We start from the raw sequence: 14,874 nt of genomic DNA, 5'->3' as shown, positions 1-14,874 counted from the left end.
ACGGCACTCTCGTAGAATCGCATCATGAACGAGAAGCCATCGCCTGCTGCACGAGCGGGTTCAGTGCTGGGGCATGCAGCCAGTTCGGCTGCGCATGGAACGCGCGAAGCGATCCGCAAGAACCCCACGGTGAACCGCGTTTATCGCACCACCGTTGGCGTCGTGGGCGGAACAACCGTCGCGCTCGGTGTGGTGCTCATCCCACTGCCGGGCCCCGGTTCTCTGGTTGCTATCGGAGGGCTTGCGTTACTCGGCACCGAGTTTGAGCCTGCGAAGAAGGCTAGCGCCAAAGCAAATGCTATCGCCCGCAAAGCTCTCTCGGCAGCGAACGAGAAGCGCAAGCGACGTGCGGCTCAACGTGCCGAAGCCGAAGCCGAAGCCGAAGCCGAAGCCGAAGCCGAAACCGACAGCGACGCTATAGCTCCACGAGCCGGTCGTTCGTGAAGTAGTAACTGTTCTCGTGCTTGAAGCCATCAGCACGTCCGGGGCGACGGATGTGAGGCGCGAACGTAAAGAGAGCAGTGTCGCCGATCCGTGCAGCGTTTCCCTTCTCTAGGTAAATGCGATCTGTGCTCCGCTGTTCGATCAAGTCGCTATGCAGCTGTGCTTCGGCGAGCACACCAGCCCTCCAATCGTCGCGCGCAGCAAGCCGCGCATCCTCGATGGCCGAACTGTTCTCGACGATGATCGTGCGTGCAAAGTCACCCCTGAAGCCGTCCCGCTCGGAGCTCAGGTCAATCGTGATGATCTCTTCGGCTCGGATGATGCCGTCGGCTGTGGTGTATTCGCGCCCGGATACCGAGCTGAAGGTGTCTTCGCCGCACAACACGAGGGTTTGGCTGGCGCGGATATTCTGGCGCGCGACATCCATCGTCTCTCGTGCGATCGACTACATTGCCCGGTTGTCAGTCATCACTTGATGTCGCTTTCAGTCACCGCGGCCACAGCTGTTGTCGGATCAGCCTGTCGTGTGGCTCGCAATGTCGTCACTGCGGCCAGGCGCGCCGGAAAGTTGTCGGGCACTGCGGCGGGCAGCGCGTTGGTGGGGAACCAGCGCACGTCTTCGCTTTCTTCACTGGCCGCGAAATCTACATCTGGCGCGGCGACGGCAACGAAGCCCACATCCCAATGAGCGGCGCACGCGAAGCCGCCGTGCAACTCGTGGCGGTCGAGATCGGCAATCACGTCAGAGCGGAGGGTGAGGTCAGTGATGCCCGACTCCTCACGAGCTTCGCGTAGTGCGGCATCCGCGACGGACGCATCCTGCGGCTCAATGTGGCCACCGAACTGCACCCAAAACTGTCCTTTGCGGTGAAAGCACAACAGCACGCGCTCGAAGTCAGGCGAGAAGACGAAACAGGATGCCGTCACATGCTCGGGCCCACCATCGCGCTTGAGCACATCCGACCCGCCCGCCGTAACAAAGGAGAGATAGGACTCGCGGACGGGTGAAGCCGGGAGTGCGGCAAGGCTGGTCAGGAAGTCGTCGATGATCACTTGGCCATTATCCGATACGAAGATCTCGGCGTCGGAGCGGCAACTGCGGGAGACTTCATATGCACTAGTGCAGAGTAGTTGCGCAGAAACACGCGAACAGAAGTGTGGCGGCCGTCGCAAAAGTGCAATAAGGTGTCGTCATGTCGGATACTCACAACGAACGCGCCCTTGAAGACGAGATAGTTACCGACTTTAGCGAGCGGATGTCGTACGGCTCATACCTAGAGCTCGATACGTTGCTGAGTGCGCAGACTCCGCAGAGCACCCCCGAGCACCACGACGAGATGTTGTTCATCATCCAGCATCAGACCACTGAGCTTTGGCTCAAGCTCGTGATCCACGAACTCACTTCTGCCCGCGACCTGATCGCGAACGACAACCTCGCTATTGCGCTCAAGCGCATTGCCCGCGTCAAGCACATCCAACGCACCCTCACCGAGCAGTGGTCGGTGCTCGCGACTCTGACTCCGAGTGAGTATTCGCAGTTCCGTGACTACCTTGGTAGCTCCTCCGGATTCCAGTCATATCAGTACCGCGCGGTGGAATTTCTGCTTGGCAACAAAAACGCGGGAATGCTGAAAGTCTTCGAAGCGCATCCTGAAGCCCACGCTTTGCTGAGCAAGCTACTCGCGGAGCCGAGCGTTTACGACGAGTTCTTGCGCTACCTCAGTCGCCACGGCTATGACATTCCTGACGCGGTACTCAATCGCGACGTCACTCGTGGCTACGAGCAAAACGATGAACTGATCGATACCTTCCGCCACATCTACGACAACGAGAGCGAACACTGGCTCGCCTACGAAGCGTGCGAAGAGTTCGTCGACCTCGAAGACAACTTCCAACTCTGGCGCTTCCGTCACATGAAAACCGTCATGCGCATTATCGGCATGAAGCGCGGTACGGGCGGATCGAGCGGTGTCGGCTTTCTTCAGAAGGCCCTCGACCTCACCTTCTTTCCCGAACTCTTCGCCGTGCGCACGGAGATCGGCCGCTCGTGACCGAAGAACCAGCTCCAACCTCAGACGCGGGACCGGAATCAGCGCCCGACTCCGCCCTCACCGTCGATTACGCCGTCGATGGCTTCTGGCTGCGTGAATGGCACGGTCCCGCAACAGTTCGTGTCAGCTCCCACGGCATCCGAGCAATAGCGGATGCCCCGATTCCCACCGCAGTCCGTCTTCCGGGAGTGCTGCTTCCGGGCTTTCGCGACTCGCACGTGCACCTCGGATTGACGGAGCCGCGCGCTCTCATCGCCGGCGGTCTCGCTGCTGTTGACGACTTGGGCGGGCACCCTGATCGGCTTCACGAGTGGTCCTCTGATGATGCGGTTCCTGCCCTCAACTATGCGGGGGCGTTCATTACGGCGCCTCACGCTTACCCGGCGAACCGGGCGTGGGCTGCGACACTCGCTGTCGCTGAAGTCTCAACGGGCGAGGAAGCAATGCTCGCCGTCGCGCAACAGTTGGCGGCGGGGGCAACCCTCGTGAAGGTTGCGTTGAATGCGGAAGACGGCGCCGTCATTGACGATGACACTCTGCATGCCATGGTCGAATACGCTCACAGTCGGGCGGCAGAAGTTGTCGCCCATGTGCAGGGAGCTGGCCAAGCACAGCGAGCTTTTGCTGCCGGTGTTGACCGGCTGGCGCACACGCCGTGGACAGAGAAACTCAGTGACGCCCTCATCGACGAGATGGCGCAACCAAGCTCCCGGTTTTTGGCCGGGCGCCACTCGTGGATCAGCACCCTCGACATCCACGGCTATGGTCAGCGCGGCCCAGACTTCGAGCGTGCGAGCGACAATCTGCACCGCTTCCACATCGCTGGCGGCACCGTGCGCTATGGAACAGACCTGGGCAATGGCGACTTGCCACCCGGTCTCAACCAGCGTGAATTGACAGCACTGCAGGATGCCGGGGTGCGCTACGACGCCCTGTTGCGTTCACTGTGTCTCCCCAGTTTCGGCAGCACCGTTAGTTACTTGCCGACGGTTCCTCTGGCCAACACTGATTTGGCGTCGTGGTTGATGACAGCCACCGTCGTCAGCGCTCACGAACTGCTCCACCCCAGCTTTGCGGAGAGTGCGACCCGCGCGCGCTCCGCTCGCGATGTCGACGATGCCGTCCCCACCGCAACGACCCCCATCCCGATCACGTGGAGGAACGACCTATGACCGACACCAGCATTCAGGCTGCCGAAGTACTCGATGCCGCTGACCCGCTGAAGGAGTACCCTGCGAAGTTTGTGCGGTCGGCTGAGGTGCGCGCGTACCTCGACGGCAACTCGCTTGGACGACCGACAACGGCGAGTGCGGCCCGTCTCGCCGAATTCGTCGACGAGCAGTGGGGCGGACGACTCATCCGCGGCTGGGATGAGTCGTGGTACAACCTGCCCCTAACGCTCGGTGACCGCCTCGGCGCTGCCACTCTCGGTGCTGCGCCAGGCCAAACCTTCATCGGCGACTCAACGACAGTCGTGCTCTACAAACTGATCCGCGCTGGCCTCACGGCGCGCCCCGAGCGCAACGAGATCGTGATCGACACCGGCAACTTCCCGACCGACCGCTACCTGGTCGAAGGCATCGCCGCCGAACTCGGCAAGACGCTGCGCTGGATCGACCCTGCGAGTGACGGGGGAGTCACCGCCGACGAAGTGAAGGCCGCTCTCAACGAGAACACGGCCCTCGTCGTCATCAGTCACGTCGCCTACCGCTCCGGCTACCTCGCCGATATGCCCGGCATCACCGCCCTCGCCCACGAGGCGGGAGCACTTGTGCTCTGGGACCTCTGCCACTCCGCCGGCGTCGTCGAAACCGAACTGGACAAGTGGGGCGTCGATCTTGCTGCCGGATGCACCTACAAATACCTCAACGGAGGCCCGGGTTCACCAGCTTTCGGCTACGTGCGCGCCGAGCACATCGAGGCGATGACGCAACCGATCCAAGGCTGGATGGGCAGCAACAACCCCTTCGAAATGGGGCCGGGCTATGCGCCGCATCAGGGCATCCGTCGCTTCATCAGCGGCACGCCATCGGTCGTCGGTTCGCTCGCGATGCAAGACATGCTCGGGCTCATCGAAGAAGCGGGCATTCCGGCGATCCGTGCCAAGTCGATCGCTCTCACTGAGTACGCCCTCGCACTTGTCGACGAGCTACTCGTGCCCCTCGGCGTCACAGTGAGCTCCCCGCGCGACGCCGCCGAACGGGGCAGCCACGTCACAATTGACCACGAGAGCTTCGCGACCGTAAATGCCGAACTGTGGAAACAGGGGATCATTCCTGACTTCCGGCGACCAAGCGGCATTCGTCTAGGGTTGTCGCCGCTCACTACGACTTTCGCCGAAGTGCAGCTGGGCATCGACGCCATTCACGCACAGCTCACCAAGTAGCCGCCCATGATTCTGGATGACTTCGACTCCCGCCCCGGAAGCGCCACCTCACTGCTGCGCACCTTTGTTGGCTCGCAGCTGCGACAGCTCGGTGGCTGGATCTCGTCGGCGCAACTCGTGCACGTCCTCGAGGCGTTGGGAGTGCCTGCGAATGGCGCTCGCAGTGCCATCGCACGAGTGAAATCAAAGGGCCTTCTTGTGCCCGAAATGGTCAACGGCCAACAGGGTTATCGAGTCAATGCGGATGCCGTCCCCATGTTGGAAAGCGGCGACCGTCGCATCTTCAATTTCCGCCAGCAACGCGAGAACGACCCGTGGTGCCTGATCTCGTTTTCCATCCCTGAGTCGCGCCGAGATGCCCGCCACCAGCTGCGGCGTCGTCTCGGTTGGATTGGATGCGGAACGGTTGCTACCGGTCTCTGGATTTGCCCTGCCCACCTCAAGGATGAGGTGTCGGAGATCCTTAACGATCTTGAACTGAGCGAGTGCGCAACGCTGTTCATTGCGGGGGCTCCTGAAGCTGAGCGCTCATTGGCGGATGCCGCGGCTCAGTGGTGGGACTTGGATCGTTTGCGTGAGCTCCATGAACGTTTCCTTGCTCAACACTCGGCGCAGGTAGGTCCGGCCGCGAGTGATGCTGAGGCTTTCGCTCGCTACATTCAGGCGCTCGACCAGTGGCGAGTCGTCCCCTATTTGGATCCGGGATTGCCGGACTCGGCGTTGCCAGAAAACTGGCCGGGACAGGCGAGCCTTGACCTCTTTGGTCGCCTCTCCCGTTCGCTGGCAGCGCGCGCTCATGCGTTCGCTCGGTCGACTGCGCACTGAGGCTGCTGACCTGCCGGTTGCACTTGGCGACCCCCAGTCGGGCTCGGCTGAGCGGCAAGAGACTGATCTGAAGTTCAGCAGGACGGTGTCTAAAAGTGCACAAGAACAACGGGTTACGCGCACATGAGCATTTGATTTAAACCCTTGGAATGGGCTGTGAGCAGGGCTATGGTCTCAGGTACCCCTGTTAAGGGGGTAGACCGCAGATTTCACAATTCTCGAGGGGACTGCCCGTTATGCACTATCAACGCAGCAGGTCAACGCGATTCTCGGTAGGGGCAATTGCCACCTCCTGCGCTATCGCTCTGGCCACGCTTACCGCTCCGGCCGCATTCGCAGCCGATGCAACGGCGACGATTGCCGATGTCCAAGGCACTTCAGCATCTAGCACAATGGTCGGCGTTTCCGTCACCGTTGAGGGTGTTGTCACAGCCGACTATCGCGGAGCTTCCGGCTACCGCGGAATTGTCATCCAGACTCCAGGATCGGGTGGGGCTAGCGACGCCACTCCCGGCGCGTCAGACGGAATCTTCCTCTACCTCAATAACCTCAACCCGGCAGTCGCTATTGGTGACAAGGTCACAGCAACCGGCCCCGTTGACGAACGTTTCGGTCAAACCCAGATCGGTGCCGGCTCAACGCCAGCAACCGTCGAATTGGTGACCGCAGCAGCTGACCTCGACCCCGCTGACCTGATTCAAGCAACGGCGCTTGACTCCAGTGTTGTCGGAGACAACCGTGAACCTCTTGAGTCGATGCTCGTCGCCCCTACCGGTGACTACCTCGTCAGCTCGAGCCACCAGCTCTACAACTTCGGTACCCTCTGGCTCAGCCCAGAAGAGCTTGCCGTCAAGAGCACCGAAACCACGGATGCCGGAGCTGCCGCCACCGCGATCGCTGCAGCAAACCGTGCCAGCCGAATCTTCCTCGATGACGGCTACAGCATCCAAATCTCGAACGGGTCGCACCCCGGTGAGCAGCCCTACTTCTCGGCTGACACTGTTGTACGCAACGGTGACACCGTTGAGTTCCCGGCAAACCCTTACATTCTGAGCTATGGCTTCGACGACTGGCGTTTGCAGCCGACTATCGCGATCAACGATGCGAGCCCGGCGGAATACCGTCCAACGTTCACGTCGACGAACCCCCGCGAAGCGTCGGCTCCCGTAGTTGGCGGAGACTTCAAGGTTTCGGCCTTCAACGTCTACAACTACTTCACGACGCTGACGAGTGAAGACTCGGATGCTCGTGGCGCAGACACCGCTGAAGAGTTCGCTATCCAGCAGTCAAAGATTGTTGCCGCCATCAACTCGCTCGATGCGGATGTTGTTGGTCTCATGGAGATCGAGAACTCGGTCAAGCTGGGTGGCGACCTCGACGAAGCGCTCATGGATCTCGTCGGCGCGCTCAACGCGGCAGCCGGTGCGGGAACGTGGGATTACGTTCGTACGCCAGCAGCGCTTAACGATGCAGCGATCACTGACTTCATCACGAACGCGATCATCTTCAAGCCAGCAGCTGCCACTCCCGTTGGCGACAGCTTCACTGCTGTTGATGAGACGGTGTGGGACATCGCGCGTGAGCCGATCGCTCAGACCTTTGAGTCGAACGGCGAACTTGTCACGGTGATCGCTAACCACTTCAAGTCGAAGGGTGGCTCGGGAACCGAGCCAAGCGATGGTCAGGGATTCTTCAACATCGAGCGTGTTGAGCAGGCTAACGCCGTCAAGGGCCTCGTTGACGCGATCTCCGCTGACCCAGCCAAGAGCGACCAGGTTGTGCTCGTTGGCGACTTCAATGCCTACTCCGAAGAAGACCCCATTCAGGTCTTCACTTCGGCGGATTATGTTGACACTCTCGCGGCCATGACCGATGACCAGTACACCTACACGTTCGACGGTGAACTGGGATCGCTTGACCACATCATCGTCTCGCCGTCGCTCGCCGACCACGTGACGGACGCTGCTGTCTGGAACATCAACTCGCCTGAATGGTCTGACCGCGGTTACGCCTATGCGGCTACCGAAGCGGGCACCGTGTTCCGTTCCAGTGACCACGACCCGATCAGCATTGGTCTCAGCACTGAGGCTGCACCGGTCGAGATCGAGATCCTCACGACGAACGACTTCCACGGCCGTATTGAAGCTGATCGCGGCATCCCTGGCGCAGCTCAGCTCGGTGGAATGGTGAACTACTGGGAAGCTCTGAACCCCAACACTACGTTTGTCGGTGCTGGTGACTTCATTGGTGCATCCACGTTCACGTCGTTCATTCAGAACGACCAGCCCACGATTGACGTGCTCAACGAAATCGGACTCGACACGAGCTCCTTCGGTAACCACGAATTCGATCAGGGTCGTGCCGATGTTGACGACCGCATCTTGGATGCCGCCGACTGGCCCTACCTTGCAGCGAACCTCTACGATCGGGCAACAAATGCTCCGGCCTATGACGAGTTCTTCCTGCAGGAGTTCGATGGAGTGACCGTTGGATTCATCGGTGCTGTTACCGAAGACCTCAACGAGTTGGTCAGCCCCGCTGGCATCGCTTCGCTTGAGGTTCGCGGAATCGTCAGCGAGGTGGATCGGGTAGCCGACTACCTCACCGACGGTAACGACGCCAATGGTGAAGCCGATGTTCTCGTTCTGCTCGTGCACGAGGGTGCCGCCACCACGGATATCTCGTCCTCGACCGACGACTCGGCCTTTGGTCAGATCGTCACGGACCTGAGCCCGAAGGTTGACGCGATCGTTTCCGGTCACACTCACCTTGCGTACGATCACGAGGTTGCAGTGGCAGGCATGGACCGCCCGCGTTTGGTCGTTTCGGCTGGACAGTACGGTGCCAATTACGGTCACTTCGATCTGACGGTTGATCCGGCAACGCAGGAGATCATCTCCTTCAGCGCCGAGGTGCTTCCGATCGCGGGCTTCGAGCCAGACACCGCCGTGCAGGCGATCGTTGATGAGGCCGCTGCGCTCGCCAACGTTCTTGGTTCGGTCAAGGTTGGTGAAATCTCCGACAGCATGTTCCGTGCGGTGCAGAACCCTGCAGGCACAACAACGTTCCCGGAGAACCGCGGTGGAGAGTCAACACTTGGCAACTTTGTTGCTGATGTTCAGCTCTGGGCAGCATCCGAATTGGGCGCAGAGATTGCGTTCATGAACCCGGGTGGTCTGCGGACTGACCTCGTCTACGAGTCCTCAGGCGCTGGCGATCCTGACGGAAACGTGACGTACCGTGAGGCCGCGAACGTGCAGCCTTTCGCAAACACGCTCACGACCATGTCGCTGACAGGAGCCCAGATCAAAATGGTTCTTGAAGAGCAGTGGCAGCCGGCCGGTGCCCAGCGCCCGTTCCTCAAGCTTGGAGTTTCGGAAGGGTTGACCTACGCGTACGACCCCACCGCAGCGCAGGGTGAGCGGATAACGGCGATGTACCTCAACGGTGTCGCAGTGGATGCCGCAGCAAGCTACAAGATTGTTGCTAACTCCTTCCTCGCAGCGGGCGGCGACAACTTCGCCACTCTCGCAGCGGGAACGAACCGTGCCGACAGTGGACGCGTCGACCTGCAGGCCATGGTCGACTACTTCGAAGAGAACACGGTGGCTTCGCCTCCGCTCGAACAGCGTGCCATTGGAGTTGTTGTTTCGGCTCCGGATGCTGACGGCTACAACCCCGGTGATGACGTCACGCTCGATCTGTCGTCGCTCACCTTCAGCCGCGGCGGCTCAGGCGCCACCACGGTCGAGGTTTCGGTTGACGGCACTGTGCTCGGTTCGGCAACGATCGACCGCACCATCGTCGACACCACGGATGAGCAGGGTCGCGCCAGCGTGACCGTCACGATTCCGGCCGGCACACCAGCAGGCGCGCTCGCGCTCACCGTGATGATCCCCGGAACGGAAACCGCAATTGCGGTGCCGATCGAGGTCACCACGACTGCCGAGGCCATCGAGAACACGAAGGCTCCGAGCATCCGTGGAAAGGTCGAAGTTGGTAAGACAGTCAAGGCTGTTCACGGCAACTGGAGCGTGCGGTCTGTTGACTACAGCTACCAGTGGCTGCGAGATGGTGCACCAATCGCTGGTGCAACAGACAGCCGCTACCGCATCACCGCTGAGGACATCGGCACCGAACTGAGCGTGCAAGTCACGGCCAGCAAGGACGGTTACTCGGATGGTGTGGCTGTCTCCGCCTCACAATCAGTAGAGAAGATCTCGTCGAAAGTCAGCGCGAGTCCGTCAAGCTGGTTGGTGTGGGGCAACCGTTCGATCACGGTCGACACGAAAGTGACGGTCGGCAAGGATGGCACTACGGCGGGCGACGTGACTGTGTATGACGGTCGCACCGCTGTGGCGACAACCGAGGTCGGCAACAAGGGCAAGAACTCGGTGAAGCTGCCGAAGTTGAGCCGTGGTGTTCACTTCATCTGGGTCGAATACTCCGGTAACGACACTGTGGAGTCCAGTTCGAGCTGGCCGCGACTGGTGCTCGTCTTCTAGAGAGCACCTCGCAACTAAGCGAATAACGCGAAGAGGGCCCCGCACTGCGGGGCCCTCTTTTCGTTGGTTACTCAGTTTGATGAAATAAATTTGGCCTGCTGAGTGCTAGTAACTATGGTGAGCAAGCTCCCATCGATCTCCTACCTGCGAAGGAACCCCTGAATCATGGCAAGTCGTATCTACAAAAACGTCACCGAACTCGTCGGGAACACCCCTCTGGTTCAGCTCAACGCTGTAACAGAGGGCGCTGGCGCAACGGTGTTGGCCAAGCTCGAGTTCCAGAACCCTTCCGCCAGTGTGAAGGACCGTATCGGCGTTGCCATCATTGACGCTGCCGAGAAAGCCGGCGCACTGAAGCCAGGCGGAACTATCGTTGAGGGCACAAGCGGAAACACCGGAATTGCTTTGGCAATGGTTGGAGCGGCTCGCGGTTACCGCGTTGTGCTCACCATGCCAGAGAGCATGAGCAAGGAGCGCCGGATGCTGCTTCGCGCGTTCGGTGCAGAACTCGTCTTGACTCCAGCAGGGGAGGGCATGCGTGGCGCTGTAGAGAAGGCAGCCGAGATTGTGGCGAACACTGAGGGTGCCGTTGCGGCCCAGCAGTTCGCGAACGCGGCGAACCCCGCCATTCACCGCGCGACCACTGGCCCCGAGATTTGGGCTGACACCGATGGTGCAGTCGACATCTTCGTCGCTGGCATCGGAACCGGTGGAACAATCACTGGTGCTGGTGGCTACCTCAAGGAGCAGAACCCCGAAATCAAGGTTGTTGCTGTTGAGCCTGAAGAATCTGCCATCCTCAACGGCGGAGCACCTGGCCCCCACAAAATTCAGGGAATCGGCGCCAACTTTGTGCCCGAGATTCTCGACCGCGATGTGTACGACGAGGTTCTTGACGTCAACATCACCCAGTCAGTGACGATGGCTCGTCGCCTTGCCGCAGAAGAGGGTATCCTCGCTGGAATCTCCTCCGGAGCGACCGTTCACGCGGCCCTCGAATTGGCTAAGCGCCCCGAGAACGCGGGAAAGACGATTGTCGTGATCATCGCGAGCTTTGGTGAGCGCTACCTCTCGACTCTGCTGTACGAAGACCTCGTCGACTAATAGCGCGTCTCGCTAGCTCAATCACCGACCATCCCAACAGACGGATAGCCCTATTGTTTCCTCGAACCCGTGAAGATATTGCTGCTGTGCGCCAGCGCGACCCTGCAGCTCGGGGCTCTTTCGAGATTTGGCTAACCTACTCAGGGATGCATGCGATCTGGGGTTACCGCTTCACGCACTGGTTGTGGACCGCGCGGGCTTTTTTCCTTGCCCGCGTGGTTTCTCAGTTCGTTCGCTTCTTGACCGGTGTGGAAATTCACCCTGCGGCCCAAATCGGTCGCCGGGTAATCATTGACCACGGTTCCGGTGTTGTTATAGGAGAGACCGCGATCGTTGGCGATGACGTTTTGATTTATCACGGTGTCACTCTTGGCGGCACAAGCTCCCACGGAGGCAAACGGCATCCAACTCTGGGCAACGACATCGTTGTTGGGGCTGGTGCCGCAGTTCTCGGCGACATTACTGTCGGCTCAGGCTCAGTAGTGGGGGCTGGAGCAGTCGTAGTCTCGAGCGCACCCGCCGACTCCCTGCTCGTCGGTGCTCCTGCGGTAGCGCGCCCCAAGCGCGGCACGAAGGTCTCAAAAGACAACTTCAACTACACCGATCCCGCGATCTATATCTAGCCAGCCGCTCCCCCTTGGGGGTCGAGCGGGGTGCCTTTCTGTAAGTTATGCTCAGTTGCATGACGTCAGTTGAGGCATCACCTATCCCGCCAGGCCCTCGCGATCCTGCGCTCACAGAGTCAGCGCCGACCGGCATCGTTGTCGAAGGCGTTGGTCGCTCATTCGGCACGGTTCATGCCGTGCGTGACGCCAGCTTCATTGCCAAGCCGGGTACCGTAACGGGGCTGATCGGCCCCAACGGTTCGGGCAAGACAACGCTCATGCTCATGTTGGCGTCGCTCTTGCAACCGGATGCCGGCAGCATTCGCATCTCTGGTCATGATCCTGTGACCGAGACGGCAGCGGTACGCGCGCGACTGGGATGGATGCCCGACGTGCTCGGCTCGTGGCCTAGCCTCAGCGTTCGCGACACCCTCATCTACACGGCACGCATGTACGCGATGGATAAACCTGCCGCTGCAACGCGTGCGGCAGAGCTGATCACTCTGGTTGACCTTCCCGAGCTCGCAGATAGCCCCACCCGGGTGCTTTCGCGCGGGCAAAAGCAGCGACTCAGTTTGGCTCGCGCTCTTGTGCACGAACCCGATGTGTTGTTGCTTGATGAACCAGCATCGGGACTCGACCCGGTAGCGCGCGCCAGCCTACGAACCCTCGTGAGGCGCCTCGCTTCTGAAGGCAAGACGCTCCTAGTCTCCAGCCACGTGCTCTCCGAACTCGACGAGATGGCTGATGGCGCCGTCTATATCTCCCAAGGGGTGACGGCATCAGCCGAGGCGCTTGCGCGCAGTCGCGCCAGTGCTCGGCCGTGGCGTATCCGCTCGAGCGACGTCGTGGCCCTGCGTGCCGCGCTCATCGCCGACGGCATCGATGACGCCGCGATTGCGACCGATCGCACGGAACTCATCGTTGCCCTTGAGGGGGAAGCCGAGGCATCCGCTCTGCTGGCACGCTTGGTCGGCTCCGGTGTTGCGATCAGTACCTTCGCTCCCGCCGTTGGTGACCTCGAACATGCCTTTATCGACCTGAGCTCGGGAGAAACCACATGAGCGCATTCTTCGCCGGAGTCGGGGTAATTCTTTCGCTAGAACTGCGCCAGCGGGTGCGCACCGTGAGCTGGTACATCCTGCTCGCGGTATTTGTCGCACTGATTCTTGTCGTCACCGTGTTGCTCTCCTTCGCCCTCAATGGGTTCGGGAGCACGAACGGCGGTGGCGGTGGCGTTTACTCCACGATCATCTACTTTGTGCTGCTGCTCGGCACGCTCGTGGCCCCAGCTCTCAGCGGCAATGCCATCAATGGCGACCGGGATGCCGGAACTCTTGCCACCACTCAGGTGACGCTCATCACGACCGGTCAACTGATCATGGGCAAGTTTCTCTCCGCGTGGATTACCGCGCTCGCCTTCTTGATCGCCGCGGTGCCGTTTCTGATCTACGCCGCGATTGTCGGTCAGCTCTCCGCAAATACAATTCTGGTCTCGATCATTGTTTTGGCGATTGAGCTCGGCGTCGTCGCTGCGGTTGGCGTTGGCCTTTCCGGACTCATGAATCGACCACTGTTTTCGATCGTCGTGACCTACCTTGTCGTTGCCGCCCTCAGCGTCGGCACGCTTATTGCCTTTACGCTTGGCGGCCTCGCACTACAAACCACCGTCACCACGGTGTCGAGCTACGCCCTCGAATACGACTCCAAGGGCATTCCGACATCGTGTTCGACGCCAGAAGAGTACGAATACCAAACGCCCCGATTTGATCTCTTCTGGGGAGCACTCGCCGCCAACCCCTATGTGATATTGGCGGATGCCGTGCCGGCAACGTATGACTCGGACGATCAACCGACGGATCTCTTCGGCTACTTCAAGTTCTCGGTTCGACTGGCGCAGCTGTCTCAGGCTGACGGTTACGGGGGGTCCGAGTGCGTCGTAGGGCAGGTTGATCAGTCATCGCCGTACTCAAACCCGCGGACCGTTATCGAGTCCACGACTCCCGGTTGGGCAGTGGGGCTCGCGACTCACCTAGTGCTTGCCAGTGCACTGCTCGCGGGAGCGTTGGCGCGAACGCGAACTCCAGCAGCCAAGTTGAGCCGCGGCAGTCGCATCGCCTAAAGCGGCGACTTTCGTGTTAGCCCATCGTGTTGACGATAAGACCGATGTGGGTAAAGAAGTTGAGAGCGCCGAAGAGCAGGAATGCGACGCCGCCGAGGGCTAGTGCAACTCCTGCGACCCACTGCACCTTGGTGGGCGTACTGCGCACAGCAAAAACGCGGGTGGCGAAGGGGAAGAGCAGCGCTCCGACACCGACGAGGCCAAAGAGCCCTGACATGAAAATTGCCTCAACCCACGGCCATTCGGCGAAAGCGCCAGAGATGGGTTCCTCCGGCGGAGCAGCGAAGAGCTGGAAGATGATTCCCGCGAAGGCAATTGCGATAAGCGAAAGTCCGAGACCGAAGATGAGCACGCCGAGCGGTTGCGCGGTTTTGGCAACGGAGCGTGCGGCATCCGCTGATTCTTCAAATGCGTCGGCGCGACGCCAGAGCACGAAGCTGGCGGCCAGCAGGAGAACTCCAAACGCGAGGCTTGGCTCCCCGAAGATGATGTTGTCGAACGGGAAATACGCGGCGAACGGCCACGTGAGCGTCATATGGGCGCCGGTGATCGTCAGGATCAGACCAAGCACCCCAAAATTGACAGCGTAGCCGCGGAACTCAACCTCGGTCCCCGCCATGAGCCTTCGCGCGAACAAGACAAGGCTGATCAGGCCCGCTCCGGCAGCCACCGCCATGATGGTGTTGTAGGTCGGCATCTGAGTCCAGTCAATTACTAGTCCTTGTTCCATGAATCCAGTGAACACCCGCACTCGTGAATACTCAACTTTGCCTAGAAGAGGGCCCCAATTGCCGAGTCCGCATCGCCTAATGTCTCATTCCGGTTTCGGTCG

At 60.4% G+C, this 14,874-nt stretch carries 13 protein-coding genes; 10 read left to right on the top strand and 3 right to left on the bottom strand.

All coding sequences use genetic code 11. From position 1 onward, the window contains the following. The first annotated feature begins 24 nt into the window (after positions 1-24). Positions 25-444, top strand: coding sequence for a PGPGW domain-containing protein (locus AC1ENN_RS12745; protein WP_480406194.1), 420 nt, complete (start codon positions 25-27; stop codon positions 442-444). Here the strand turns inward: AC1ENN_RS12745 and AC1ENN_RS12740 are convergent. Further along, positions 416-871, bottom strand: a complete 456-nt coding sequence (locus AC1ENN_RS12740) for a M24 family metallopeptidase (protein ID WP_449647598.1) — start codon at positions 869-871, stop codon at positions 416-418. The two genes, AC1ENN_RS12745 and AC1ENN_RS12740, sit on opposite strands and share 29 nt — an antisense overlap. A 41-nt stretch (positions 872-912) precedes the next feature. Further along, positions 913-1,497: an NUDIX hydrolase gene (locus AC1ENN_RS12735; RefSeq protein WP_449647597.1), complete on the bottom strand. Its 585-nt coding sequence runs from the start codon at positions 1,495-1,497 to the stop codon at positions 913-915. A 140-nt stretch (positions 1,498-1,637) separates the two neighbouring features. Between AC1ENN_RS12735 and kynA the strand changes: the two genes are divergently transcribed. The 9 genes from kynA (at position 1,638) to AC1ENN_RS12690 (ending at position 14,042) form a co-directional block, all read left to right on the top strand. After that, complete coding sequence (gene kynA / locus AC1ENN_RS12730) at positions 1,638-2,495, top strand: tryptophan 2,3-dioxygenase (RefSeq protein WP_480406193.1); 858 nt, start codon at positions 1,638-1,640, stop codon at positions 2,493-2,495. After that, positions 2,492-3,667 carry an amidohydrolase family protein gene (locus AC1ENN_RS12725; protein WP_480406192.1) on the top strand — a complete coding sequence of 392 codons (1,176 nt, stop codon included), beginning with the start codon at positions 2,492-2,494 and terminating at the stop codon, positions 3,665-3,667. Before kynA ends, AC1ENN_RS12725 begins: the two co-directional genes overlap by 4 nt. Continuing rightward, positions 3,664-4,881, top strand: a complete 1,218-nt coding sequence (locus tag AC1ENN_RS12720) for a kynureninase (RefSeq protein WP_449647594.1) — start codon at positions 3,664-3,666, stop codon at positions 4,879-4,881. The genes AC1ENN_RS12725 and AC1ENN_RS12720 overlap by 4 nt, the downstream gene beginning before the upstream one ends. 6 nt (positions 4,882-4,887) lie before the next feature. Further along, on the top strand, positions 4,888-5,706 hold the full coding sequence (locus AC1ENN_RS12715) for a PaaX family transcriptional regulator (protein WP_480406191.1): 819 nt from the start codon (positions 4,888-4,890) through the stop codon (positions 5,704-5,706). Between the two features lie 236 nt (positions 5,707-5,942). Further along, the gene (locus AC1ENN_RS12710; protein ID WP_480406190.1) at positions 5,943-10,211 is read left to right on the top strand and encodes an ExeM/NucH family extracellular endonuclease; all 4,269 of its coding nucleotides are present in this window, start codon (positions 5,943-5,945) and stop codon (positions 10,209-10,211) included. A 165-nt stretch (positions 10,212-10,376) separates the two neighbouring features. Beyond that, positions 10,377-11,315: a cysteine synthase A gene (gene cysK / locus AC1ENN_RS12705; protein WP_449647591.1), complete on the top strand. Its 939-nt coding sequence runs from the start codon at positions 10,377-10,379 to the stop codon at positions 11,313-11,315. A 53-nt stretch (positions 11,316-11,368) separates the two neighbouring features. After that, complete coding sequence (gene cysE / locus AC1ENN_RS12700; RefSeq protein WP_449647590.1) at positions 11,369-11,938, top strand: serine O-acetyltransferase; 570 nt, start codon at positions 11,369-11,371, stop codon at positions 11,936-11,938. A 59-nt stretch (positions 11,939-11,997) separates the two neighbouring features. Further along, positions 11,998-12,984, top strand: a complete 987-nt coding sequence (locus AC1ENN_RS12695; RefSeq protein WP_480406189.1) for an ABC transporter ATP-binding protein — start codon at positions 11,998-12,000, stop codon at positions 12,982-12,984. Then, entirely contained in the window at positions 12,981-14,042 is a 1,062-nt protein-coding gene (locus AC1ENN_RS12690) for an ABC transporter permease (protein WP_480406188.1), read from the top strand. Before AC1ENN_RS12695 ends, AC1ENN_RS12690 begins: the two co-directional genes overlap by 4 nt. Positions 14,043-14,058: 16 nt before the next feature. Here the strand turns inward: AC1ENN_RS12690 and AC1ENN_RS12685 are convergent, their stop codons facing one another. Then, positions 14,059-14,772 (bottom strand): DUF981 domain-containing protein, encoded by a 714-nt coding sequence (locus AC1ENN_RS12685; protein ID WP_449647587.1) that lies wholly within the window; start codon positions 14,770-14,772, stop codon positions 14,059-14,061. Between the last annotated feature and the right edge of the window lie 102 nt (positions 14,773-14,874).

Source organism: Rhodoglobus sp. G.S.23, from assembly GCF_056675935.1.
This window is presented reverse-complemented; position numbering and strand designations above follow the sequence as displayed.

Bases quoted from the DNA above. Each gene is read 5' to 3' on its own strand.
- AC1ENN_RS12685 (WP_449647587.1), bottom strand. From the start codon at position 14,772: ATGGAACAAGGACTAGTAATTGACTGGACTCAGATGCCGACCTACAAC.
- AC1ENN_RS12720 (WP_449647594.1), top strand. From the start codon at position 3,664: ATGACCGACACCAGCATTCAGGCTGCCGAAGTACTCGATGCCGCTGAC.
- AC1ENN_RS12745 (WP_480406194.1), top strand. From the start codon at position 25: ATGAACGAGAAGCCATCGCCTGCTGCACGAGCGGGTTCAGTGCTGGGG.
- AC1ENN_RS12710 (WP_480406190.1), top strand. From the start codon at position 5,943: ATGCACTATCAACGCAGCAGGTCAACGCGATTCTCGGTAGGGGCAATT.
- kynA (WP_480406193.1), top strand. From the start codon at position 1,638: ATGTCGGATACTCACAACGAACGCGCCCTTGAAGACGAGATAGTTACC.
- cysK (WP_449647591.1), top strand. From the start codon at position 10,377: ATGGCAAGTCGTATCTACAAAAACGTCACCGAACTCGTCGGGAACACC.
- AC1ENN_RS12715 (WP_480406191.1), top strand. From the start codon at position 4,888: ATGATTCTGGATGACTTCGACTCCCGCCCCGGAAGCGCCACCTCACTG.
- AC1ENN_RS12740 (WP_449647598.1), bottom strand. From the start codon at position 871: ATGGATGTCGCGCGCCAGAATATCCGCGCCAGCCAAACCCTCGTGTTG.
- AC1ENN_RS12695 (WP_480406189.1), top strand. From the start codon at position 11,998: ATGACGTCAGTTGAGGCATCACCTATCCCGCCAGGCCCTCGCGATCCT.
- AC1ENN_RS12690 (WP_480406188.1), top strand. From the start codon at position 12,981: ATGAGCGCATTCTTCGCCGGAGTCGGGGTAATTCTTTCGCTAGAACTG.